Source organism: Pseudomonas sp. ABa2 (assembly GCF_056676075.1).
The window spans coordinates 3,238,967-3,262,881 of record NZ_CM155239.1 but is presented as its reverse complement, the minus strand read 5'-3'; the positions used below and the strand labels follow the sequence as shown (position 1 = coordinate 3,262,881).

The following is a 23,915-nucleotide window of genomic DNA, read 5'->3' as shown; positions in this document are numbered from 1 at the left end:
ATTATTTACTCGCGTAGACAAAGATTTTTTTGTTGTTGATGATTTGGATTCTTATTTCGCGATGGTTTGCCAGTTCTTGGAGGTGTTCAGATAGTAAGGCGTGGTCGCCAAGTTTGATTTCAAGCTCACACTCAGCAAAATTTTCTTGCAGATCTTCGTCGACTAATACGTTTTTGCCTACATGCCCCTCCAAGTAGTCTATTAAGAATTCTAAGGTTTCTCGCTCCCAACCGGGCTGGTTCGCGATATTGGCGTAGTAAAGGGTCACGTTAGGTTCAATGTGCCCCATCATCCAGCGCAATGGTTCAATTTCTGTACTGCCGCTTAGGTAAAAGAAAAAGGCGGCGAAGAAACGCCTGAACTGATGAGGTCGTGCATACCATCTAGTTTCGCCTATCTTAGGTACTTGAATCCAATCGGAGTATTGGTCCAGTTTTTTTAGTAGAGTCATTTCACTGCGATCTTTTCCTTTGAATGAGCTGGAGGGCCAGATGGAGGTCATGCCTGGGTGGCGATCCGCCATAAACTCTATGTACTCGTTAATGAATTCCCAAATGACTTTAGGTATTGGGCGCTTTATAATTTCAAGCTCATGGCTGTTACTGGCTTTCGGGATTTTAAGTTTCAAATCCCATAAGCCATCCAGTTTTGAAATTGTAAGACAGTCAGCGTCGAGCAAGGCGGTACTCAATACTCGGCAAGCTGAAAAGGTATGGATAAGGATGCGTGTTGTGATAGCGTAAAAATCAATTAGTTCATCGGTGGAGATGTGATCGCGCATAATCGAGTTGCAATAAATACCACCTCTGTTGCTGCCGCACTTACCATATGTTTTAATGTTTAGATGTTGTAGTGCCTTGGGGATTGGTACAGCCTCAAAGGTTTGCCTCTTGAAGGTGTGCACATTTGATCTAATTGTGCTTGCGGCATATTTTTCTATGATTTCTCTGTTGTAATAGTTGTCCAGTTGCTTTATGTAGGCTCGGATGTGTGGCGCATAATTGCGATGAAAAACAATCGCATTGCTGATGTAGTGGAATGCAATATTTGTAGGCATCAGTGGGGTTTGGTTTTTCTCGACAAATCTGCCGGTCATACTGTTAAGTGCATCCGAGATTTCGTGCACTCCAACCTTAAAGGGGTGAAATTGATATTCTTTAGTGGAGTGTAGGTAGGTTAAGTTAGTGCATTTGTTTTGGATTGTGGAGATACTGAGTGTGTCCTCTTCATTCTCTTCATTTGCTGAATGCATACAGGTGAATTCCCGACAGATGTCAGACCTGTTGTTTTTAAGTTTTTGGATTAAAATCTTTTGTGTTATGGGTGGTATGTGCGTTCCTGAAATGTAGGATAAAATGTTTTTGCGGCCTCTTGGAGTAGGCCCTAACTGCGTGTCGAGATTTAGGGCATTTATGCCCATGAACGTGAGGTCGTGAGCTTCTAGGAAGGTCTTTATGTCTTCCAAGGTGATATCGGCTAGGGTGACGATTTTAGGGGGCTGATTTAAGCGGTGTCTGGCCTCATACACATGGTCGGCAATTTCAAAGGCCGTTCTAACAAAGTCTACTAATGCGCGCGGTCGTTTTGATTTTGAGCTTTCGATGAGAGCTATCGCTGATGATTGTAAATCTCTGACAAATAAATTCCATATCAGATCTGATGTGGATGACCCATCAAATAGCTGGTAGTCAAAGCTAAGCTTCACATAGCGACTGCTGTTCGGATCTTCCGAAATTGTAACCTTGGTGCCGGTGCGAGGAAGATACCACTTCATATTTGAGGAGTTGGGGTGGATCCAACTAGGAAGGATCGCTTGGGAGGTTGCTGTAGATGGAGAGCTATTCTTGATCTTTTCATTATTCATTTGCGTGTACCTCAAGAAGCTCAAAGTTCATTGGTGTCGGAGTAGCATCCGCCAGTAGCTTGATCATCTTTCGACTGCCTTCGTCTTGGATTTTTGTGATGATTTTCTTGCAGGTCGAGATGAGCTCTTGTTTTGTCCCATATGTCGCGTAAGAGACTATCAACTCAATTGCTTCTGGTGAGCAAAGGAAACAGAATACTTGACCTGGGTTGTGAGTTGTCGTGTGGCGGCTGTTGGTTCTTAAAAATTTCACGGCCTCGATAAACTGCATCTTGGCGCGCTCGTAATTACTATTCTTAATGCGGGGGGAGGGGTTTGAGATATCTTCTGCTATTAGTAGTTGAATTTTTTGATGGTCACGTATTCTCTTTCGGTAAACAAATTCTTGAATTGAAGGTGGGATGTAGTTTCTCAGGGCAGTTAGCAGAGAATTTCCTAGGTAAATGGTCGTTTCCAAAGTGTCTCCACCACTCTCAATCCATTTCAGTAGTCCCCGTGAAACCCTAATTTTAGGCATGGTTGGTTCAGCTTCAGCTACCCATGAAGGCAGCGAATCAATGATTGCTTTGAAAGTATTTTTACGTCTCGTGTCTAAGATACGGTAGAGGTGTTCATCCCCGTGGCGAGTGGGGCTAGAACCATCCATGACGAAAAGATAGTTGGAATTCAAGGCTTTGGAGTGCTGGGTTCTCATTTGCAATAGCATCCATAGCGCAGTATGAGCGTCTATACTTTCTGCATCGACTTCAATCTCGTCCGTAGCTTTTGGTGCGTGGCGCTCAATTAACTTGTTAGCCCGAGGTTTAAGGGTAGTGATAGTTATGCCGCCATCTTCTCGGATGGTGACAAATTGACCATCTTTTGTTTTCTTGACTTGGGCATTTGCTAAGTCGAAAACATTTATCCCGAGTTCGTCAATAATGATGCACATGGCCGCCACAGCAAACTCTTCGGTAATTCCTAGGTAGGATTTTATTTTCGTAGTAGACCAGGAATAAATGTGGTGCGCGCCAGGGAAAGATTTGCGTGTAAATAGCCCGTCTTGTTCTGTGGCTAGGTACGCAACAGAGTTGCTGAAGCCATTTGGATGTGATGGTGAGAAAAAGCTTATATGTTGACCAGAGCGAGATCCTCTCAGGTTAGGATCTAGGTTGTCTTTTGTGAGTCGGATGGCAGCCACATCGCTTCTGCGAATCATGCCTGGAACTTCCAAAAACCGTGCATAACCCTCTGCTACAATGCGCTTGCATTTGGAGAGAATGACAGTTCTATGTTTTTCGATTTGATGGGCAATCTCGTTAAGAGCGTTTTCCATTGAATTCGCTTGAATGGCATGTTCCAAGGTCAGATAGCCAAGAATGTTGCATTCTTTTTCTGAGAATACGTCTGTCGAGTTTGGGACTGGTAGGATCAGCGCATTGCTAGGTAGCTTTTTGGCTTTTTGAAGCCTATTCAAGTAATAACGAACGGCGGTGTAGTCAGAGATGACGGTGACTTCTTTGATTGGCTTGCCTGTAATTTCGGATATTGCACTGCGTCGATGAGAGAGAAATTGGCGGCAAGCATTGGTGATTGCCACAGGGTTCCGATACCACTCTGGATCAAGTTCGTGAGCGATCATGAAAAAAACGCGGATGAGGGGTGCCCGGCGCTTCGGAGGATGCTTTTCTACCCAGATTAGGATGTCCTCAGGGCAGCAAGCCCTGATACTATCGACCAAATCTTCCCGCATCCTGCTCATCGCTTTCCTACCTGAAATTGGTTCAGATAGACAGTGTAGTCAGGGATAGAGCTTCCGTAAGGGTAAAGTGTATGAACAGTATGGCTTTGCAACGTGTTGGTTTCTCAGGCGCCAGCCTATATGAACCCAAATCCGTACTGCTTCCCCTCCAGGCCCGTCTGATGAGCCAGGCGCTGCGCAAGATCACCGGCAACATCAAGAACGCCAATTGCCTGGTGATCTTCATCAACCAGATCCGCATGAAGATCGGCGTGATGTTCGGCAGCCCGGAAACCACCACCGGCGGTAACGCGCTGAAGTTCTACGCCTCGGTGCGCCTGGACATCCGCCGCACCGGCGCGGTGAAGGAAGGTGAGGAAGTGGTGGGCAGCGAAACCCGCGTGAAGATCGTCAAGAACAAGGTGGCGCCGCCCTTCCGCCAGGCCGAGTTCCAGATCCTCTACGGCAAGGGCATCTACCGCAACGGCGAGATCATCGACCTGGGCGTGCAGCAGGGCCTGGTGGAGAAGTCCGGTGCCTGGTACAGCTACCAGGGCAACAAGATCGGCCAGGGCAAGGCCAACGCGGCCAAGTACCTGGAAGACAACCCGGAAGTGGCGCGCGCCATCGAGGGTCAGGTTCGCGAGAAGCTGCTGGTCGGCGGTGCACCGGTGAAAGCCTCGGCCGATGACCTGGCCGACGCCGAAGTCGACTTCTAAGCCTGCGCAGCATGTCCGTGGTGCTGGATAACCCGCTCGCCGTCAGGCGGGCGGCCATGGATCTGCTGGCGCGGCGCGAACATGGACGGGTAGAGCTGACGCGCAAGCTGCGCAAACGCGGCGCCCCCGAGGCGCTGATCGAGGCTGCGTTGCAGCGTTTGGCCGAAGAGGGCCTGCTCTCGGAGGCGCGTTACCTGGAAAGCTTCGTCGCCTACCGCGCCCGCGCCGGCTATGGCCCGCAGCGCATTCGCGAAGAGCTGGGCCAGCGCGGTCTGGCGCGCGGCGACATCGACCAGGCGCTGCGCGACAGCGGCATCGACTGGTTCGAACAGCTGCGCGAGACCTGGCAGCGCAAGTATGGCGGCCAGCTGCCGGGCGATGTTCGCGAGCGCGCCCAGCAGGGGCGCTTTCTCGCCTATCGCGGTTATTCCCTGGAGATGATCGGCCGTCTGCTGCGTGGCGGTGACGAGTAATCGCAGGGTGCGCCGTGCGCACCAGCTCGGATGGTATGGCCGGTGCGCGCAGCGCACCCTACGCGAATGGGCCCGTCACCGGGTTACAGAGCCAGCTGGCGCAGATAGCCCAGTACGTCGGGCGCGCCGGCCAGGCGCAGGCCTTCGCCGAGGGCGGTGGCCTGGGGATGTTCCTTGGGCAACAGGAGGAATTCCGGCGCGCCAGCGGTCTTCAGCAACGACAGGCGCGCATAGGGCAGGCCGTTATCCAGCAGCAGGCCCATGAAGTGCGGGTCGCTCCAGGCTTCGCCCGGCATGGCCAGCACGTGGTAGCGCAGCTGCAGGTTTTCCAGCCCGCTGGCGCTCAGCCGGTAACGGGTCAGGCTGGCCGGCAGCAGCACCTCCAGGCCGCGCCTGCGGGCATAGACGATGGCTCCGGCGAAGGCTTCGCCCTGCTGCTCGCCCGCCCAGAAGGTGCGGGCGCCGTGCCAGCCGGCCTGACGCAGCTCGACGGCCTCGCCGGCGAGAAAACGCGGCAAGGCCTGGCTGATGGTCTTGACGAAATCCTTGTAGCTGATGATGCGTACCTGCTTGCAGTGCTCGCTCGCCGCATAGTCCTCGAAACTGGCGTAGCCGTGCTGGCTGCTCGCGTTGCAGGCGAAGCCGTCGACCAGGCGCAGGTCGAAGGCTTGCAGGTGTTGGCGTTCGGTCGTCACCACCTGGGTCAGGGCGGCATGGGCCTGGGCCTTGTCTTCCTGCACCGGGCCTGAGAGCGCACCGCGTGGCAGGTCGACCAGGCGCTGCAGGGGCGGGCCCTCGTGCCAGCAGATGCTTGTCCCGGGTGGCGGCAGCACCCGGAACGGCAGGCGCAGTGCGCTGGCCCGGGCGAATATCTGCCGCGAGCCGCGACCGATCAGCCCCAGGCGTTGGGCCAGAGCGGTCAGGCGGGTGCTGAGGGTCGAGGGCTCGGACAGGCTCATGGCCGGCAGGTCGCTCCAGGGGCGTCTACAGCAGTGTGGCAGACGCCGGCAGCTCCTGCTTGCACGGTGCCGCGCGACGCGTCAGCGGCGGCGAGGTGGGTCTGTGGCAAAATAGCCGCATTCATTTGCGAGGGTGCCTCCATGCCCAGCTTGGTGCTGGATATTGCGTTATCGGCCGAACGGTTGCAGGCCGTCTACCGTGGCCATGCCAACCGGATTATGGCGCAAAGCCGCGACGGCCGCCGCGTCAGTTTGCCGGCCCACCATTTGCGGCCCTATCTGACCCACGAGGGGATCTATGGTTCCTTCGTACTGGAGTTCAGTACCGCCGGCGAGCTGCTGAGCTTACGCCCTTTGCCCTGATCCGGCGTGCCCGCCTCGCGCCGGTGGGCCGCGCGCGGCTATAATCGCCGGCCTGCCCACCCTCATCTATCGAGCTAAGCCTGCCCATGTACTCCCTGGCCCGCGAGCTGCTGTTCAAACTGTCCCCGGAAACCTCCCACGAGCTGTCCATCGACCTGATCGGCGCCGGCGGCCGTCTGGGCCTCAACCGCCTGCTGAGCAAGGCGCCGGCCAGTCTGCCGACCACGGTGATGGGCCTGCAGTTCGCCAACCCCGTGGGCCTGGCCGCCGGGCTGGACAAGAACGGCGACGCCATCGACGGCTTCGCCCAGTTGGGCTTCGGCTTCGTCGAGATCGGCACCGTCACCCCGAGGCCGCAGCCGGGCAACCCCAAGCCGCGGCTGTTCCGCTTGCCGGAGGCCGAGGCGGTGATCAACCGTATGGGCTTCAACAACCTGGGCGTCGACCACCTGCTGCAACGGGTGCAGGCGGCGAAGTTCAAGGGCGTGCTGGGGATCAATATCGGCAAGAACTTCGATACCCCGGTCGAGCGTGCGGTGGACGACTACCTGGCCTGCCTGGACAAGGTCTATGCCCACGCCAGCTACGTCACGGTCAACGTCAGCTCGCCGAATACCCCCGGCCTGCGCAGTCTGCAGTTCGGCGATTCGCTCAAGGAACTGCTCGAAGCGCTGCGCCAGCGCCAGGAGAACCTGGCCCAGCAGCACGGCAAGCGCGTGCCGCTGGCGATCAAGATCGCCCCGGACATGAGCGACGAGGAAACCGCACTGGTGGCCGCGGCGCTGCTGGAGGCGGGAATGGATGCGGTGATCGCCACCAACACCACCCTCGGCCGCGAAGGCGTCGAAGGCCTGGCCCATGGCGACGAGGCCGGCGGGCTGTCGGGTGCGCCGGTGCGCGACAAGAGCACGCATATCGTCAAGGTGCTGGCCGGCGAGCTGGGCGGGCGTTTGCCGATCATCGCGGTCGGCGGCATCACCGAGGGCAGGCATGCGGCGGAGAAGATCGCCGCCGGTGCGAGCCTGGTGCAGATTTATTCGGGATTCATCTACAAGGGCCCGGCGCTGATTCGCGAGGCGGTGGATGCCATTGCGGCATTGCGCAAATAAAGAGGGCTCCCGAAGGAGCCCCTGGGCTTGCGCCCGCCGCCCGGAGGGGGTCGGCATGGTGAAGTCGGAAGTGATCCTGATCAGCCGACAGCGTGAAGTTCGTTGAGTCGATGAATACCGGCGGTGCCGGTCAGCCCATCCCAGTTGTCGCCGCGGCCCTCGCGCCAGCCATTGAGCCAGGCTTGACGTACCGAAGGCAGGGTGAAGGGGCAGAGTTCGCGGGATTTACCATTGATGCCGTACTGATAGCCGCGCAAAAAAGCTCGTTCTAACGGATCACGCTTAAGTCTTCTCATAGGGTGTTGCCCTCACTGTTGACTGTTATGTCCCGTTGGCCTTGTGGCAAGGCCGGGCAGAGAGTCTTCTGCCTGCGAAAGTTCGCTGCCGGCGTGGCGAACTTTCTATGCCCTCGCCATTGCAGCGAAAGCCTTAGATGGTGTTCTAACGAATGCGCCGAGGCCTGTGAATGATCGATTTGTCATAAGGGCGTAACCTAAATGAGGGTGAGGCCATAAGGGCGCTGGGCATATGTCCAGCGTCTTCCGGCCAGGCGCCGTGGGGCCTGGCCGCAAGCGGCAGTGGCGTCATTGTGCTAGTGCAAATGAGACTGCTTGCTTATTCCGACGAAGGGTCGCGATGTGACGTTTTGTCACTTATTTTGAGTCGAGGCGCGCAGGTCGCGTCTCCCTGATTGCCATAGGCACTGGAAAGTCCATGTCGGATCGTTACGAAATCGTTCTCACCTGCCCCAAGGGGCTCGAAGGCCTGCTGCTGGAAGAGGCCAAGGCACTGGGCCTGGAGGAGGCGCGCGAGCAGACCGCCGCCGTGCGCGGCCAGGCCGAGCTGGAGACCGCCTACCGCCTGTGCCTGTGGTCGCGCCTGGCCAACCGCGTGCTGCTGGTGCTGGCGCGCTTCTCCATGAGCAACGCCGACGACCTCTACGAGGGCGTCAAGGCGGTGGACTGGCGCGATCACCTGGAGCCGGCCGGCAGCCTGGCGGTGGAGTTCAGCGGCCATGGCTCGGGCATCGACAACAGCCACTTCGGCGCGCTCAAGGTCAAGGACGCCATCGTCGACCGCCTGCGCACCAGCAGCGGCGAGCGCCCCAGCATCGACAAGCTCAACCCCGACCTGCGCGTGCACCTGCGCCTGGACCGTGGCGAGGCCGTGCTGTCGCTGGATCTCTCGGGCCATAGCCTGCACCAGCGCGGCTACCGCCTGCAGCAGGGCGCTGCGCCGCTCAAGGAAAACCTCGCCGCCGCGGTGCTGATCCGCGCCGGCTGGCCGCGCATCGCCGCCGAGGGCGGGGCCCTGGCCGACCCCATGTGCGGCGTCGGCACCTTCCTGATCGAGGCGGCGCTGATGGCCGCCGACATCGCTCCCAACCTGCGCCGCGAGCGTTGGGGCTTTTCCAGCTGGCTCGGCCACGTGCCGGCGCTATGGAAGAAACTGCATGCCGAGGCCGAGCAGCGCGCCGCTGCCGGCCTGGCCAAGCCGCCGCTGTGGATTCGTGGCTACGAGGCCGACCCACGGTTGATCCAGCCCGGGCGCAACAACGTCGAGCGCGCCGGCCTGTCCGACTGGGTGAAGATCTATCAGGGCGAGCTGGGCAGCTTCGAGCCGCGCCCGGACCAGAACCAGAAGGGCCTGGTGATCAGCAACCCACCCTATGGCGAGCGCCTGGGCGACGAGGCCAGCCTGCTGTACCTCTACCAGAACCTCGGCGAGCGCCTGCGCCAGGCCTGCCTGGGCTGGGAGGCGGCGGTGTTCACTGGCGCGCCGGAGCTGGGCAAGCGCATGGGCCTGCGCAGCCACAAGCAGTACGCTTTCTGGAACGGCGCATTGCCCTGCAAGCTGCTGCTGATCAAGGTGCAGACCGAGCAGTTCGTCACCGGCGAGCGACTCGGACGCGAGGAGGTGGAGCCTGCGGCCGAGGCAGCGCCGCAGGCACGCCTGTCCGAAGGCGGGCAGATGTTCGCCAATCGCCTGCAGAAGAACCTCAAGCAACTGGGCAAGTGGGCACGCCGCGAGGGCGTGGAGTGCTACCGCCTGTACGATGCCGACATGCCCGAGTACGCCCTGGCGGTGGACCTGTACCGCGACTGGGTGCACGTGCAGGAATATGCCGCGCCGCGCTCGATCGATCCGGACAAGGCCCAGGCGCGTCTGCTCGACGCCCTGGCGGCGATTCCCCAGGCCCTCGGCGTGGCGCAGAACCGGGTGGCGATCAAGCGCCGCGAGCGGCAGAGCGGCAGCAAGCAGTATCAGCGCCAGGCCGCCCAGGGCCAGTTCATGGAGGTCAGCGAGGGCGGGGTCAAGCTGCTGGTCAACCTCACCGATTACCTGGACACCGGGCTGTTCCTCGATCACCGTCCGCTGCGCCTGCGCATTCAGCGCGAGGCTGCCGGCAAGCGCTTTCTCAACCTGTTCTGCTACACCGCCACGGCCACCGTGCATGCGGCCAAGGGCGGCGCGCGCAGCACCACCAGCGTCGACCTGTCGAAGACCTACCTGGACTGGGCGCGGCGCAACCTGGCACTCAATGGTTTCTCCGACAAGCACCGCCTGGAGCAGGGCGACGTGATGGCCTGGCTGGCCGAGGATCGCAACGAGTACGAGCTGATCTTCATCGATCCGCCGACCTTCTCCAACTCCAAGCGCATGGAGGGGGTGTTCGACGTGCAGCGCGACCACGTCGAGCTGCTCGACCTGGCCATGGCGCGTCTGGCCCGCGGCGGGGTGCTGTATTTCTCCAACAACTTCCGCAAGTTCCAGCTCGACGAGGGCCTGACGGCGCGTTACCAGGTCGAGGAAATCAGCGCGCAGACCCTCGACCCCGACTTCGCCCGCAACCCGAAGATCCACCGCGCCTGGCGCTTCAGCGCGCGCTAGCGTGAGGTTGTCGGGCCTGCGTAGGGTGGATGACGCTCTTCTCATCCACCATAAGTGCATCGCCGGTGGATGGGTAAAGCGTCATCCACCCTACGCCCCGCCCACAGATCTTCAGCGCTTCGGCTGTTTGTAGGTCTCCAGCAGCACCTGGTCGAGGATCGAGGTGGCGCCCCAGGGTTTGGAGTCGTTGAGGATGGCCACCACCGCCCAGTCCTGACCGTTGCTGTCGCGGCTGTAACCGGCGATGGCGCGCACATTGTTCAGGGTGCCGGTCTTGATATGCGCCTCGCCCACCAGCGGGGTGCGGCGCAGGCGCTTGCGCATGGTGCCGTCCAGCGCCACCAGCGGCATCGAGCTGCGGAACTCGGCGGCGTAGGGGCTGCGCCAGGCGGCCTGGAGGATGGCCGCCATCTCCCGCGCGCTGATGCGTTCGGCGCGCGACAGGCCGGAGCCGTTCTCCATCACCAGGTGCGGCGCGGTGATGCCCTTGCGTGCCAGCCAGCTGCGGATCACCCGTTGCGCCGCCATGGCGTCGTCCTGGTCGGCGGCGGTGCGAAACTGCGCGCCGAGGCTGAGGAACAGCTGCCGGGCCATGGTGTTGTTGCTGTACTTGTTGATGTCGCGGACGATCTCCACCACGTCCGGCGAGTAGGCGCGCACCAGCAGGCGAGCCTTGTCCGGCACTTCGGCGAGGCGATCCTTGCCGAGGATCTTGCCGCCCAGCTCCTGCCAGATGCCGCGAACTGCGCCGGCGGCGTAGCTGGGGTGGTCGAGCAGCGACAGGTAGGTCTGCGCGCTGCAGCCGTCGGCCAGCTGGCCGCTGACGATCAGGGTGGTGCCGTCGTACTGCTTCACGGCGTTGTAGCGCACGTCGGGCCAGGCCGGGCAGGGGCCGGCCTTGAGCAGCTTGACCTGGTTGTCGATGCGTACCGTGGCGATCGGCGGATCCATGGCGACCTGGACCTTGCCGCCTTCGGCGCGGGTGATGAAACGCTGCGCCTTGAGGTTGACCAGCAGCGAGTCGGGCGCCACCAGGAAGGGCTTGTTGGCGTCGCCGCCGTCATCGTTGAAGGCCGGCAGTTGCGGCGCGACGAAGAAGCTGCGGTCGAGCACCAGATCGCCCTGCACCTGACGCACGCCGTTGAGGCGCAGATCGCGCAGCAGCAGCCAGAGCTTCTCCATGTTCAGCTTGGGATCGCCGCCGCCCTTGAGGTAGAGGTTGCCGTGCAGCACGCCGTCCTTGACCGGGCCGTCGGCGTAGAACTCGGTCGTCCACTGGTGGTTGGGGCCGAGCAGCTCCAGCGCGGCGTAGGTGGTCACCAGCTTCATGGTGGAGGCCGGGTTGACCGAGACGTCGGCATTGAACTGCAGGCCGCCGCCCTGGCCGGCCAACGGCAGGGTCACTACCGCCAGCGAGTGGTTGGAGATCTTGTTGGCCTTCAGTGCCTGCTCGACCTTGGCCGGCAGGGCGCCGCCGGCGGCGTGGCAGGTGAGGGCGAGGGGCAGGAACAGGGCGCTCAGCGCCAGTTGGCGAAACCGCTGGATCATGATGAAAAACCTTGCGCACTGAGGCGGCAACTGCGACGGGGCGGATCGGCTCGTTGGTCAAGCCGCGAGCGAGGGTGCTCGAGTAACTGAAGTCAACGACAGCCAGCCGCCGGGAAAAGTTGCCGCACATTATGCCGCAAGGCGGCAGGGCAGCGAGCGACAAGTCGGGCGATCTGCTAGAGTGCCGCGCGTTATTACTTTTGAGGATTGTTTCATGGCGACCAACCGTTCCCGCCGTCTGCGCAAGAAGCTCTGTGTCGATGAATTCCAGGAGCTGGGCTTCGAGCTGACCCTGAACTTCAAGGCCGACCTGAACGACCAGGCCGTCGATGCCTTCATCGACCAGTTCCTCGCTCAGGCCATCGCCGGCAACGGCCTGGATTACGTCGGCGGCGAAGACTACGGTCTGGTCTGCCTGGCCAAGCGCGGCTCGGTCGACGAGGCGCAGCGTACTGCCGTCGAGGCCTGGCTGAAGGGCCGCGACGAGCTGCAGGGCTTCGAGATCAGCCCGCTGCTGGATGTCTGGTACCCGGAAAACCCGATCAACCAGGCGTGATCCGCGTTCGGCGCCGGGTTCTCCGGCGCCGCCTCCCCCGGATCAGCCGTTCGGCCGATCCGGGCCACGGCCGTCAGGCCAGCCCCGCCTTCTCCAGCAACGCCTGCTCGTCCACCGCATCGATCTGCTCGGCCAGCATGAACCGCTCGGCATAGTGCCGGTAGATGCCGGCGCGGATGAACAGGGCGAACAGCGGCGGGTCGATGTGCGCGCCCTTGCACATGCCGACCATGATGTTCAGCGCCTCCGACAGCGTCTTGCCCTTCTTGTAGGGGCGGTCCACCGCGGTCAGCGCCTCGAAGATATCGGCAATCGCCATCATCCGTGCCGGCAGGCTCATCTCGTCGCGCGTCAGGCGCTTGGGGTAGCCCGTGCCGTCCATCTTCTCGTGGTGGCCGCCGGCGATCTCGGCGACGTTCTGCAGGTGCTTGGGGAACGGCAGCCGGCCGAGCATGAGGATGGTCTGCACGATGTGGTGGTTGATGATGTAGCGCTCCTCGGCGGTCAGGGTGCCGCGGGCGATGCTCAGGTTGTGCAGTTCGCCGCGATTGAACTTGTGCGGCGGCACCTCCAGCTTGAAGCCCCAGGGGTTGTCCGGCGCGATCAGCTCCTGCGCCGGGCGCTCGATCAGGTGTTCGACCTTGTCCGCCAGCAGCGCTTCTGCCACCGGCAGGCTGGGCGCCGGGCTGCGCTGCTGACGCTTGGCCTCCTCCCAGGACACGCCCAGGCGGTCGTCGAGGGTGCGTAGCCAGGTGCGTTCGGCGATCTGCTTGAGGCGCGCCTGGTCGGCCTCGGCCATGGCCTCGCCACCGAGGTTGGTGCGCGCGACGAAGGCGAACTCCTCGTCCAGCTCGTTCAGCAACTGGTCGCGCAGCGCCGCCAGCGCGGCGTCTTCGCCACCCTCGGCGCGGCCCCGCCAGTAGGCGATCCACGCGTCGCGCTTGAGCACCTCGAAGCGCATGCGCACCTCGTGGATGCGGTCGTACAGGGTCTCCAGCTTGGTCGCCTTGTCCACCACGTATTCCGGGGTGGTGACCTTGCCGCAGTCGTGCAGCCAGGCGGCGATATGCAGCGCCTCCCATTCCTCGTCGCTGGGCCGGTAGTCGCGAAAGGCCGGCTCGTCGCTGTCGGCGGCGGCGCGGGCGAGCATCAGGGTGATTTCCGGCACGCGCTGGCAGTGGCCGCCGGTGTAGGGACTCTTGGCGTCGATGGCGCCGGCGATCAGCTGGATGAAGGCGTCGAGCAGCTGCTTCTGCCGGGCCAGCAGGCGCTGGCTCTCGATGCACAGCGCGGCGCTGCCGGACACCGCGTCGACGAAGGCCAGTCGTTCCGGGCGCAACATGCTGTCGTTGCCGTCGCCGTGGTCGCGCTGCAGCAGTACCAGCACGCCGACGGTGTCGCCCTGGCGGTTGTGCAGGCCGGCGGCGATCAGGTGCAGGCGCGGGCTGTCCAGCGCCGAGAGCAGGCCGCGGAAGCTGCCGGCCTGGTCGAAGCCCAGGGACATGGCGACGCTGGCGCCGCCGCTGGCCGGCCCGCGTAGCCAGTCGGGCAGCGCCGCGTCGTCCAGGGCGAAACCCTGCAGGCCCAGCTCGTCCAGGCCATGGGCTTGGCCGTCGAGCACCAGACCCTGGGGTTCGAGGCGGCCGCTGTCGGCGTCGAGCAGGTAGATCACCCCGCCCTGCGCCTCGCTGATCGCCACCGTGGCGTCCATCACCCGGCGCAGCAGGGCGTCGAAGCGGGTTTCCGCGGAAAGGCTGGCGGCGATGTCGAGGAAGCGGCCGAGGGTGTCCTTCATCCGCGTCATCGACACCGCCAGCTGATCGACTTCGAGGATCGGCGAGCGGCCGCTGGCCGGGTGATCGAAGTCGAAGCGGCGAATCGCCTCGGCCTCCTGCACCAGCGCGCGCAGCGGCTTGACCACCAGACGCGAGGCCAGCCAGCCCAGCGGCAGGCACAGCAGCAGGGTGGTGAGGGTGATCAGCGCGCCCTGCCAGCGGATGCGGTAGGCGTCGGCGAGCAGCTCGCGCTCGGGCACCAGCAGCGCCAGGTGCAGGCCCTGCGGGCCGCCTTCCTGGATATGCCGGTGGGCCATGGCCCAGCGCTGCTGGGCCAGCACCACGGTGCCCTGGTCGCGCTCGTTGAGTTCGCCGTCGAGCAGCTCGCCCAGCACCGGGTTGATCTCGCGCACCTTGACCAGGCGCCTGCTGTCGCCCTCGACGCGGATCAGCCGGCTGCTGTCGGGATAGGCCACGGCGTTGCCCTCGGCATCGGCCAGTACCAGGTCGCTGTTGGGGGTGACGCGGTGTTCGGCGAGGGTGGCGGACAGGTCGGCCAGGGTCAGGTCGGCGCCGAGCACCGCGGTCAGGCCGCTGCGCCGGGCCAGGGTGGTGCCGACCTCCTCGGTGGAGAAGAACACATAGGGCGCGGTGGTGATCTGCCCACCGTCGCCGCGGGCGCGCTTGTACCAGTCGCGGCTGCGCGGGTCGTAGCTTTCCTTGAGGCGCTGGCGACGGCTGAGCTGGTTCAGCGAGCCGTCGTAGAACAGGTAGTAGGCCTCGGTGCCGGTGGCGCTGCGGTCGATCGACCAGATCTGGTAGGCGGCGCCCGGCGGGGCGTCGAAGCGCTGCTTGAGGGCGTCGCTGCGCAGCGGGCGGACCATGAAGAAGTCGCCGTCGTCGTAGCCCAGGTACAGCGAGCCGAGCTTGGGGTTGTCGCGCAGGGCCTGGACGAAGGGGCGCAGCAGGGCCAGGCGGGTGTCCAGGTCGTCGCCCTGGGTGGCTGGGTCGAGGGTCAGCAGGCTGAGCAGGTGGCGGATCGGCCGGTAGGTGCTGTCCAGGTCCTGCTGCACGTCGTGCTGGATGCGCTCGAACAGCTTGGCGCTGCTGGAGACGATCATCTGACTGGTCTGCTGGTAGTTGAACAACCCCAGCACCACGCCGGTGAGCAGCAACAGGAGGGTGAACAGGGCGCTGATATGGACGTGTAACGGGAAGCGACGCTCGCGCGAAACGGCGGTCTTGGGCATCGCACTTCACTCCTTGGGTGGCGCTGCGGGCAGAGCAAGCATAGTGAAGAGTGGCCGGGCCTGCTTGGCCGCTGGCAGCCAGCGGGCCGGTGTGTCGCCGCGCAGCGATGTTCAGGGTGCGGCGGCCGGCCTAGAGGGCTCCATGCGCATCGGCGATCTCCTGGTGCGCGTGGCCCAGGCGGTCCCGCGACACCCTAGGCGTCGGCGTTATGGCGATTCCTGCCCCTGTTGCAGCTTGTGCGGCTTGCTCAGTTGCAGGCGCAGGCCGTGCACCAGCAGGGCCACGGTCAGGGCCAGGGCGACGCCGATCAGGGCGTTGAGCAGGCGCACCTCGGCCAGGTGCCAGTCCTGCGCCAGGCTCTCGGCCAGCAGCACGAAGCACAGGCTGGTCTGCAGCACGAACAGGCCGTAGTGGTTGGCCTGCAGGGCACGGCTGAGGATCACCAGCGGCAGCAGGGTCATCACCATCAGCGGCGGGTTCTGCAGGCTGTGGCCGAAGGCGATCAGCAGGCCCGCCGCGGCCAGGCTGGCCAGGCTGGCCTGCAGCGCGCGCACCAGGCTGCCCTGGAACTCCAGCTGCAGGGTGGTGATCACCGTCAGGGTCAGCCAGTAGCCGCGCGACAGCCCGGCCAGGTTGACGATCAGCCCGGAGGCGGCGAACGCCAGCACGCAGGCCAGCGCATGCAGGCGCCACTGCTGGCGCGGCAGGCGCTGGGCGTGGCGTTTGAGCACCTTGAGAATACTGATGAAGCGCGGCATGTATGGCCACATGCGCAGCCCGTGCAGGCCGCGCAGGCCGAAGGCCAGCAGCATCACCCAGAGCCCGCCGAGGATGAACAGCATGGCCACCGCATAGGGGTTGTGCAGATTGCCGACGCCGAACTGGCCCTGGCCCAGGCACAGGCAGATGGCCAGGCCGATGCCCAGCTTGCCGGCCTCGCTGCCGAAGCGCTGCAGCCAGGCCAGCAGCAGGCCGAAGGCGGCGAAAATACCGAGGCTGACCAGCGGATGGCTGGCGGCCCAGAAGCCCAGGCCCGCGCTGCAGGCGCCGAGGCCGGTGAGCAGCAGCATGCGCAGCATGCCGAAGCGGTGCAGTGGGTTGGCCTGGGCGGCCTGGAAGGCGCCGGCCGAGGCCCAGAGGAAGCCGCTGTGGGCGGTGAACAGGCCGAGCAGCAGGGGCAGGGCGCAGCCAAACCCGGCGACCAGCGCCGGGCCCCAGGCCGGCGGCCCGGCATGCCAGGTGAAAGTGCTGCGGATCAGGTTCTTCATATGCTCGCTACACCGGGCTGGAACGCCCGGTCATCTCCCTCGCCATTTCCGTAGCGTAGCTGTCGGTCATGCCGGCGATAAAGTCGATCACCCGCATGAAGGAGCGGTACAGCGGCCAGCTCGGGTCGGGCGCATTGTTGCCGAGCAGGTCGAGGATGCGTCGGTGCTTGAACGACGGCGCGCGCCCGCCGTGCTGCTCCAGGGCGGCGCCGCAGAAGGCGTTGAGGAGGATTTCCAGGGTGGTGTAGGCGCCGATCTCGTGCAGGGTCTTGCGTTTGTCGTGGAAGATCTTTTCCCGCGCCAAGGATTTGGCGCTCTGTACGCAGTGCTTGGCCGCACCGTGCATGTGTTCCACCAGATCGCCCTGCAGGCAGCCGGCGAGCAGGTCGCGCTGCTGCTCGACGAAGGCGCCGGCGGCGGCGTTGGTCAGGTGTTCGATGGCCTTGCCGCGCAGGATCGCCAGCTTGCGCCGGCGCGAATCCTGGGGTCCAAGTTGACGGTAGGTTTCCGGAATATCGTCGCCAACCAGGTCGAGCAGCAGCGCCTCGACCTCGGCGTAGTCGAGCAGCCCCATCTCCAGGCCGTCTTCCAGGTCGATCAGGCCATAGCAGATGTCGTCGGCCGCCTCCATCAGGTACACCAGCGGGTGGCGCGCCCAGCGCTGCGCCTCCAGCTGCGGCAGCTCCAGCTTGGCGGCGATCTGCTCGAGCAGCGCCAGTTCGCTCTGGTAGCAGCCGAACTTGTGCTTCTTGTAGCCCTGGGCCTCGGCATGGCGCGCGGTCCAGGGGTACTTGAGGTAGCTGCCGAGGGTGGCGTAGGTCAGCCGGGTGCCGCCGTCGAACTGGTGGTATTCCAGCTGGGTGAGCACGCGAAAGCCCTGGGCGTTGCCTTCGAAACTGAGGAAGTCGGCGCGCTCGGCCTCGCTCATGGCGTCCAGCCAGCCGCGCCCGGCGGCCTGCTGGAACCAGTGGCGGATGGCGTCCTCGCCGGAGTGACCGAACGGCGGGTTGCCGATGTCGTGGGCCAGGCAGGCCGACTGCACGACCATGCCCAGGTCGCTCGGTGCGCACCAGTCGGGCAGCTCGTTGCGCAGCATCTCGCCGACGCGCATGGCCAGCGAGCGGCCGACGCAGCTGACTTCCAACGAGTGGGTCAGGCGCGTGTGGATATGGTCGTTGCTGCTCACCGGGTGCACCTGGGTCTTGCGCCCCAGGCGGCGGAAGGCGCCGGAGAAGATGATGCGGTCGTGATCCTTGTGGAAGGGGCTGCGGCCCAGTTCCGCAGAGCTGGGAGCGGGTTTGCCGAGACGTTCGCGGGTGAGCAGGGTGTGCCAATCCAAGGCCGATCCTCGCCGGAGGTGAACAGAGCCCTAGCTTCGGCGTTCGCGCCGCGCGGCGCAAGCCGTGCACGGACGAGTCGAGATCGCCTCGTGGTTGGCTGTGGCGGATGGCCTTTGGCCAGTTGCATAAGGCGCTGCAGCCCAGGCGCGGCGCGGGCTGCAGGCTTGTGTGTCAGAAAATTTACTTTTTTTACATATGTTTATTGTTTCTATGCACTTGGGTTCTGAGGAGTGACGATTATTTGACTCGCTGTTGATATTGGACTTAAGTTAGGGCTGTAGTTGTTGGTTATTTGACGGTGGCGGGCGAAGGAGAGGGCGCTGGTTGCCGTGGTTGAGAGGTTTGCCGCTAGGGAGAACGCCATGGACAGCTATTCGACGTGCCGTACCATGCACCCCGTCGGGCTCAGACGCTTCTGGCGTCTGTTCCACGCCCCGCCCTCTACCCGCTGATTGCCTGCGCACCGACCCTGCCGGAGCCGAGTCGACTCGCTCCGGCGCACCTGCCCATCGGCTGGTGTGGTCGCTGACAGTTGTTCCGGCCCGGATGCCAAGTCGAGTCGACCCCATTTTCAGGCGGCGCGCGTTCATTGCGCCTGCACGTGGGCCGTACGCCTGCGAGCAGCGGACGCACGCCGGGGAGATGCAGCATGAAACCGGTATTGCCGAGTCAAGGGCCGGGCGAGGCGCAAGACGTCGCCACGTCCACCAATCAGTCCACGGCGCCGCCAGGCCAGTTGTCGCGGCGCGGCTTTCTCCAGGGCAGTGCGGCGCTGGCCGCGGCGCCGCTGTTCCTGGCGCCCAGCCGCAGCGAGGCGGTGGTGCCGCCCAGCCCGGCGACCATCGCCTGGCAGGAGTTCCTGCCCAACGAGCCGCCGCTGCTCTACGGCAAGACGCTCAATCCGCCGCCCACCGAGCACGCCAACACCGCCGCCGGCGAGGCCGGGCGTCCGGCGCACCAGCGCTGGGCCGAGTTCGGCCCGCAGGCCGAGCACTACGAATTGCACGCCGCGCAGCGCGAGGGCTGGGTGTTCAACCCGGCCTATCCGCCGCAGCCGGTATGGACCTTCCAGGCCGCTTATCCGGATCTCGCCGTGCTCAGCCCGGTGGTGCATTCGCATTACGGCCATCCGATGATCTGCCGCATCTACAACGACCTGCCGGCCAACCATACCGGCTTCGGCACGCCGGAGATCAGCACGCACCTGCACAATGCCCACATCGGCTCGGAGAGCGACGGATTTCCCGGCGACTACTACAGCGCGACCAAGGCCGGGCCGACCCTGACCGCGCCGGGGGGGTTCAAGGATCACCTCTACTCCAATATCTACGCCGGCTACGACGAACTGCAGAACGGCATCGGCGACTACCGCGAGGCCCTCGGCACGCTGTTCTACCATGACCACACCCTGGACTTCACCGCGCCCAATATCGTCCGCGGGCTGATGGGTTTCTTCCTGCTGTTCGACCATATCGACTCGGGCAACGAGAAGGATCCGAGCCCCGCGGCCCTGCGCTTGCCCAGCCATCCCTACGACTACCCGCTGAGCTTCTGCGACCGGCGTTTCGACCCCAACGGCATGCTCTACTACGACCAGGTCAGCCCCGAGGGCATCCTCGGCGACAAGACCATAGTCAACGGCAAGATCCAGCCGGTGTTGCGGGTGGCGCGGCGCAAGTACCGCCTGCGTCTGCTCAACGGCGGGCCGAGCCGCTTCTACCAGTTCTATCTGGTGCGGCCGAACAACGTGATCCAGCCGTTCACCTATATCGCCAACGACGGCAACCTGCTGGACAAGCCACTGCTCAACCAGACCAACGTGCGCCTGGGCGTGGCCGAGCGGGCCGACATCGTGGTGGATTTCTCGCGCTACCCCATCGGTACCGAGCTGTACCTGGCCAACCGCCTGACCCACCGCCCGGAAGATACCCGCCGGCCCTATCAGGTGGTGGCGCCCGGCGAGTGGGTGCTGAAGATAGTGGTCGACCGCGAGCCGCCGGAGCAGGACCTCAGCCGCGTGCCCAGCACCCTGCGGCCGCTGCCGCCGTTGCCGAGCACCGCCCAGCTGGCGGCGCTGCCGGTGCGCAAGTTCCTCTTCGAACGGCGGCAGAACATGTGGGCGATCAATGGCCAGTTCGTCAATGTCAACACGCCGCGGGCGCTGGTGCCGATGGGCGCCATGGAGATCTGGGAGCTGTCCAGCATCAACGACGGCTGGGATCACCCGGTGCATATCCATTTCGAGGAGGGGCGACTGCTGAGCAAGACCACCGATGGCCGCAACGTGGTCATCCCGGCCCACGAGCGCGGGCGCAAGGATGTGTTCAACATCTCCGACCGCACCACCCTGCGGGTGCTGATGCGTTTTCGCGACTACAAGGGCAAGTACGTGATGCACTGCCACAACCTGATCCACGAAGACCACGCCATGATGCTGCGTTGGGACATCGTCTGAGCCAGCCGGAGGTTTGCCATGAATACGCGAAGAAAGGTACTGGCAGGGCTGGGCGTCGCCGCCTTCGGCTGGGCCGCCTGGCGCTCGGGCAGCAGCCTGCAGCAGCCGGCCGCGTCGCTGGCCGGGGTGGGCGGCACGCGCTTTCCCAATGTCCCGCTGCTGACCCACGAGGGCCGTCAGGTGCGCTTCTATGACGACCTGGTGCGCGGCAAGGTGGTGGCGATCAACATGATGTACGCCCAGTGCACCAATAGTTGCCCGGCCACCACCGCCAACCTGCGCCTGGTGCAGAAGATGCTCGGCGAGCGCGCCGGGCGCGACGTGCACCTGTATTCGCTGACGCTGCAGCCGGAGCTGGACAGCCCCGAGCGCCTGCGCGAGTACGTCGAGCGCCACCATATCGGCCCGGGCTGGCAGTTCCTCACCGGCACCCGCGCCGATATCGAGCAGTTGCGCCGCGCCCTGGGCTTCTACGACGTCGACCCGGTGGTGGACCTCAACGAGCTCAGCCATACCGGCATGCTGCGCATCGGCAACGACGCGCTGGATCGCTGGACCATGGCGCCGTCGCTGACCGACGCCGCGCAGATCCTCTCCACCATCAATCATGTCGACAGCAAGATGGTGCACACCGCCTACCGTCCGAGCGAGGCGCCGGCCGAGCAGCTAGCGCAGGCGTAGGCGTTCCACCCGCACGCGGCCGCCGGCGTCGAGGCGGCCGCGCACCTGCACGTAGGCGCCGGGACGCGGCGCGTCGTCCAGGCGCGTGCGCGCGTCGATCAGCAGTGCCAGGCCGTCCAGCTTGCCGGCCTCATCCAGGCGGCCGTGCAGGCGCAGCTTGGCGCCCAGCGGCACGGGTGCCGGGCGGCCTTCTGCGTCGCGCGCGCCTTGCTCGATCCAGGCCACTATCAGGTCGATTTCTTCTTCCGTGAGATAGGGTGGGCCGTCGTAGGGCATGCGCGGCCGCGCCTGGCCGCGAATGCGCCGCACCAGCTCGCTGGCCGCGGGATTGCCGGGCACCACCCGGGCGCGCTCGCCGCTGGCCAGGGCCGCCGCGTAGCTCGACAGCTGATAACCCTCGGGCGCCGCGCCCATCAGGCCGTTGGCGGAATGGCAGGTGGCGCAGCGGCGCAGCAGGATGACCTCGACGTGGCGGTAGTCGAGCGCCTCGCCGGGGTTTGGGAGGGTGGCGGCAGGCCGGGTTGCGATTGCGCTGCCTGCTGGCAGGCCGGCGTTGATCCAGCGTTCGACCAGGGCGATCTCGGCGGCATCGAGAAAGGGCGGGCCGGTCAGCGGCATGCGCGGCTGGCTGCTGCCGGTCAGGCGGCGCAGCAGCTCGCTGCCGGCGGCATCGCCGGCGCGCACCACCGGGCCGCGCTGGCTGCCGCGCAGCAGCTGCTCCAGGCTGTCCAGGCGCAGGCCCAAGGGCGGCTGGGCGCCGCTGTGGCAGGCCAGGCAGCGGCTGGCCAGCAGCGGGGCGATGTCGGCGTGGTAGGTCGGCGCGTCGGCCAGCGTGGCGGCGCTGAGCAGCAGCGGGGCGAGCAGGCGCAGGAGGAACCCGGGCATAGGTGCAGCCTCGACGGTTGATATGGAGCCGTTCGGCGCGGTGCACCCTGCAGGCGCGGATTGCTCCGCGAATTTCGCCGCAGCGTGCACCTGGGGCAGCGGCATCGCCTGCTCTTAAGCCTAGTCGCGCACTCAGAGGCCGGCGGCGTCGATATCCACCAGCAGCAAGCGGCGGCCGTGGTCGATGAACTGCCCGGCGGTCAGGCAGTACTGGTTGCTGGTGGCGTCGCGGTAGGTGGTGGACAGGGTCAGGCGGCGCTCCTCCCAGCCTTCGGCGAGCAACTGGTAGAAGTAGGGGCGCCACGACCAGTTGTGGCCCAGGTAGCGGTCGTCGCTGTGCCAGGCCTGCTGGCGCCATTCCAGGTTGGGGGTGAGCTGGGTGCCGTGGCGGTCGCACTGGTAGATGCGCAGCAGCCAGGGGTAGTGATCCGGCGCGCGGAGGCGGGCGGCCGGCGCGCCGCTTTCGGCCCACGCGCGCAGCTCGTGCATCAGCTCCGCCAGTTGCTGGCGCAGGGTCATCAGCCGCGCGCGCTCGGCGAGCTTGTGCTGCACGTAGCTGTCGCGCAGACGGGCGAAGCGGCCGGCGAAGGCCTCGCTGGCGAACAGCTCGCGGGCGGGCTTGGCGAACAGGAAACCCTGGACGTAGCGGGCCCCGCATTCCAGGGCGAAGTTGAGCTCCGCTTCGGTTTCCACGCCCTCGGCGATGATCCAGCAGCCGGTCTTTTCCGCCATCTGCGCCAGCGCCTTGACCACCTCGCCGCTGGGGCCGCCGCGGGCGGCGGCCTGGAACAGGCGCATGTCCAGCTTGAGGATGTCCGGCTGCAGCGCCAGCACCCGGTCGAGTTGCGAGTAGCCGGCGCCGAAATCGTCGATGGCGATGCGCGCGCCGGCCTCGCGGTAGCGCGCCACCACGTCCGGCAGGCGTTGGCTGGCGCCGCCCAGTTCGGTGATCTCGAAGACGATGCGCGTCGGGTCGATGCCGCTGCGCTGCAGCTGCAGCAGGCTGGGCAGCGGCTGCGCCGGACGCAGGCGGCTGATCCAGCGCGGCGAGATGTTGAGGCTGAGAAACCAGTCCGCAGGCGCCTGGTGAAAGCGTGCCAGGGCATCCTCGCGCACCTGGCGGTCGAGGCGGCGCAGCGCCGCCGGCGGGGTCTTCGGGTCGGCGAACAGCGGGCCGGCGGAATGCGCCTGGCCGTTGGCGTCGCGCAGCCGGGCGAGCGCCTCGACCCCGGCGATGCGGCCGGTGGCGGTGTCGATAAAGGGCTGGAAGACGGCGAAGGGCTGTCCGTCGATCACCTGGGTGTCCTTAGCAGCGAGCATTGGGCCGCCACCGAGGCGGGCGGATCGCTCGATCTAGCAAGATCGCGGCCAGCCCAGGTCTAGACCAGCGGCATTCAGGCCTCGGCGGCGGGGCGGCGGCGCCGCAGCAGCGGGGCGACGATCAGCGCCAGGCGCAGCCAGCGGCGCCAGCCACGCTTGCCGCCGAGCAGGCCGGCCAGGGCCAGGGCGCCGCCGGCGAGCCAAAATGGTGCAGTGCCCTGACGCAGGCGCAGGCCATAGTCGCGCGCCTGGCGCAGCGGCTGGCTGAGCTGCAGCGCTTCGTGGCGCAGCTCCTGGCGGTGCATCTCCAGGCGCATGCGCAGCACCGCCTTGCGCAGCTGTCGGCGCGAGGCGCCTTTGGGGAGGGGGGGCAGGCTCATGGCAGCAGTTGCTCGCGGTCGCGTTGCAGTTCTTCCAGGCTGGCGGCGAAGGGCGGCTCGGCGCGCTGCAGGCTGAGGGCCAGCCAGGCGCCACTGGCCAGCAGGCCGGCGGCGTAGAACAGGCACAGGCCGACGGCCACCGCCAGGCGGTGGCTGTCCCAGTAGAGGATCAGCAGCAGCGCCGACAGGCCGATCAGCAGCAGCAGGGCGAAGCCCAGGCACAGGCCGCCCAGCAGCAGGGCGCGCAGGGCCTGGTTGCGCTGGTCCTCCAGTTCGTGGCCGAGCAGCGCCAGATGGCCCTGCAGCAGGCCGAGCAGGGCCGCGCCGAGGCGGCGGGGGGAAGGGCCGCTCATGGCG

At 64.5% G+C, this 23,915-nt stretch carries 19 protein-coding genes and 1 pseudogene; 8 read left to right on the top strand and 12 right to left on the bottom strand.

Annotation, left to right across the window (positions count from 1 at the left end; translation table 11 throughout):
• Position 1 precedes the first annotated feature (1 nt).
• Both AC1G9C_RS15765 and AC1G9C_RS15760 read right to left on the bottom strand, forming a co-directional pair.
• Positions 2–1,864 (bottom strand): hypothetical protein, encoded by a 1,863-nt coding sequence (locus tag AC1G9C_RS15765; RefSeq protein WP_480408108.1) that lies wholly within the window; start codon positions 1,862–1,864, stop codon positions 2–4.
• Positions 1,857–3,485 (bottom strand): hypothetical protein, encoded by a 1,629-nt coding sequence (locus AC1G9C_RS15760; protein WP_480408107.1) that lies wholly within the window; start codon positions 3,483–3,485, stop codon positions 1,857–1,859. Before AC1G9C_RS15760 ends, AC1G9C_RS15765 begins: the two co-directional genes overlap by 8 nt.
• Positions 3,486–3,751: 266 nt before the next feature.
• Between AC1G9C_RS15760 and AC1G9C_RS15755 the strand changes: the two are divergent.
• Positions 3,752–4,303, top strand: a pseudogene (locus tag AC1G9C_RS15755) (recombinase RecA family protein); the annotation flags it as partial.
• A gap of 11 nt (positions 4,304–4,314) precedes the next feature.
• On the top strand, positions 4,315–4,776 hold the full coding sequence (gene recX / locus AC1G9C_RS15750) for a recombination regulator RecX (protein WP_397497067.1): 462 nt from the start codon (positions 4,315–4,317) through the stop codon (positions 4,774–4,776).
• An 83-nt stretch (positions 4,777–4,859) separates the two neighbouring features.
• On the opposite strand, the gene AC1G9C_RS15745 is transcribed toward recX, so the two are convergent.
• Positions 4,860–5,735 (bottom strand): DUF6685 family protein, encoded by an 876-nt coding sequence (locus AC1G9C_RS15745; RefSeq protein WP_480408106.1) that lies wholly within the window; start codon positions 5,733–5,735, stop codon positions 4,860–4,862.
• A gap of 141 nt (positions 5,736–5,876) precedes the next feature.
• Between AC1G9C_RS15745 and AC1G9C_RS15740 the strand changes: the two genes are divergently transcribed.
• Both AC1G9C_RS15740 and AC1G9C_RS15735 read left to right on the top strand, forming a co-directional pair.
• Positions 5,877–6,098 carry a DUF2835 domain-containing protein gene (locus AC1G9C_RS15740; protein ID WP_031302573.1) on the top strand — a complete coding sequence of 74 codons (222 nt, stop codon included), beginning with the start codon at positions 5,877–5,879 and terminating at the stop codon, positions 6,096–6,098.
• 86 nt (positions 6,099–6,184) lie between these two features.
• Positions 6,185–7,207, top strand: a complete 1,023-nt coding sequence (locus tag AC1G9C_RS15735; protein ID WP_021446197.1) for a quinone-dependent dihydroorotate dehydrogenase — start codon at positions 6,185–6,187, stop codon at positions 7,205–7,207.
• An 80-nt stretch (positions 7,208–7,287) separates the two neighbouring features.
• Here AC1G9C_RS15735 and rmf read toward each other — a convergent pair whose 3' ends face one another.
• Positions 7,288–7,503, bottom strand: a complete 216-nt coding sequence (gene rmf, locus AC1G9C_RS15730; protein ID WP_003244273.1) for a ribosome modulation factor — start codon at positions 7,501–7,503, stop codon at positions 7,288–7,290.
• 418 nt (positions 7,504–7,921) lie between these two features.
• Between rmf and rlmKL the strand changes: the two genes are divergently transcribed.
• On the top strand, positions 7,922–10,099 hold the full coding sequence (gene rlmKL / locus AC1G9C_RS15725; RefSeq protein ID WP_480408105.1) for a bifunctional 23S rRNA (guanine(2069)-N(7))-methyltransferase RlmK/23S rRNA (guanine(2445)-N(2))-methyltransferase RlmL: 2,178 nt from the start codon (positions 7,922–7,924) through the stop codon (positions 10,097–10,099).
• A 111-nt stretch (positions 10,100–10,210) separates the two neighbouring features.
• Here rlmKL and dacB read toward each other — a convergent pair whose 3' ends face one another.
• Positions 10,211–11,647 (bottom strand): D-alanyl-D-alanine carboxypeptidase/D-alanyl-D-alanine endopeptidase, encoded by a 1,437-nt coding sequence (dacB, locus tag AC1G9C_RS15720; RefSeq protein WP_480408104.1) that lies wholly within the window; start codon positions 11,645–11,647, stop codon positions 10,211–10,213.
• 214 nt (positions 11,648–11,861) lie between these two features.
• Between dacB and AC1G9C_RS15715 the strand changes: the two genes are divergently transcribed.
• Positions 11,862–12,203 carry a YggL family protein gene (locus AC1G9C_RS15715; RefSeq protein ID WP_480408103.1) on the top strand — a complete coding sequence of 114 codons (342 nt, stop codon included), beginning with the start codon at positions 11,862–11,864 and terminating at the stop codon, positions 12,201–12,203.
• Between the two features lie 73 nt (positions 12,204–12,276).
• Here the strand turns inward: AC1G9C_RS15715 and AC1G9C_RS15710 are convergent, their stop codons facing one another.
• From AC1G9C_RS15710 to AC1G9C_RS15700, 3 genes are all read right to left on the bottom strand, one after another.
• Positions 12,277–15,228 carry an HD domain-containing phosphohydrolase gene (locus AC1G9C_RS15710; protein WP_480408102.1) on the bottom strand — a complete coding sequence of 984 codons (2,952 nt, stop codon included), beginning with the start codon at positions 15,226–15,228 and terminating at the stop codon, positions 12,277–12,279.
• A 207-nt stretch (positions 15,229–15,435) separates the two neighbouring features.
• The gene (locus tag AC1G9C_RS15705) at positions 15,436–16,497 is read right to left on the bottom strand and encodes an FUSC family protein (RefSeq protein WP_457787555.1); all 1,062 of its coding nucleotides are present in this window, start codon (positions 16,495–16,497) and stop codon (positions 15,436–15,438) included.
• A 7-nt stretch (positions 16,498–16,504) separates the two neighbouring features.
• Positions 16,505–17,836, bottom strand: a complete 1,332-nt coding sequence (locus AC1G9C_RS15700) for a deoxyguanosinetriphosphate triphosphohydrolase (RefSeq protein WP_480408101.1) — start codon at positions 17,834–17,836, stop codon at positions 16,505–16,507.
• Positions 17,837–18,486: 650 nt separating this feature from the next.
• Here AC1G9C_RS15700 and AC1G9C_RS15695 point away from each other — a divergent pair.
• Together AC1G9C_RS15695 and AC1G9C_RS15690 are read left to right on the top strand one after the other, a co-directional pair.
• Complete coding sequence (locus AC1G9C_RS15695) at positions 18,487–20,292, top strand: multicopper oxidase family protein (RefSeq protein WP_480408100.1); 1,806 nt, start codon at positions 18,487–18,489, stop codon at positions 20,290–20,292.
• An 18-nt stretch (positions 20,293–20,310) separates the two neighbouring features.
• The gene (locus AC1G9C_RS15690; protein ID WP_480408099.1) at positions 20,311–20,973 is read left to right on the top strand and encodes an SCO family protein; all 663 of its coding nucleotides are present in this window, start codon (positions 20,311–20,313) and stop codon (positions 20,971–20,973) included.
• Here the strand turns inward: AC1G9C_RS15690 and AC1G9C_RS15685 are convergent.
• The 4 genes from AC1G9C_RS15685 to AC1G9C_RS15670 all read right to left on the bottom strand — a co-directional run bounded on the left by AC1G9C_RS15685 (position 20,959) and on the right by AC1G9C_RS15670 (position 23,911).
• Positions 20,959–21,858 carry a c-type cytochrome gene (locus AC1G9C_RS15685; protein ID WP_480408098.1) on the bottom strand — a complete coding sequence of 300 codons (900 nt, stop codon included), beginning with the start codon at positions 21,856–21,858 and terminating at the stop codon, positions 20,959–20,961. The two genes, AC1G9C_RS15690 and AC1G9C_RS15685, sit on opposite strands and share 15 nt — an antisense overlap.
• Positions 21,859–21,990: 132 nt before the next feature.
• Positions 21,991–23,154, bottom strand: coding sequence for an EAL domain-containing protein (locus AC1G9C_RS15680; protein WP_480410417.1), 1,164 nt, complete (start codon positions 23,152–23,154; stop codon positions 21,991–21,993).
• A gap of 98 nt (positions 23,155–23,252) precedes the next feature.
• Positions 23,253–23,558: a hypothetical protein gene (locus AC1G9C_RS15675; protein ID WP_480408097.1), complete on the bottom strand. Its 306-nt coding sequence runs from the start codon at positions 23,556–23,558 to the stop codon at positions 23,253–23,255.
• Complete coding sequence (locus tag AC1G9C_RS15670; protein WP_122107326.1) at positions 23,555–23,911, bottom strand: phage holin family protein; 357 nt, start codon at positions 23,909–23,911, stop codon at positions 23,555–23,557. The genes AC1G9C_RS15675 and AC1G9C_RS15670 overlap by 4 nt, the downstream gene beginning before the upstream one ends.
• Between the last annotated feature and the right edge of the window lie 4 nt (positions 23,912–23,915).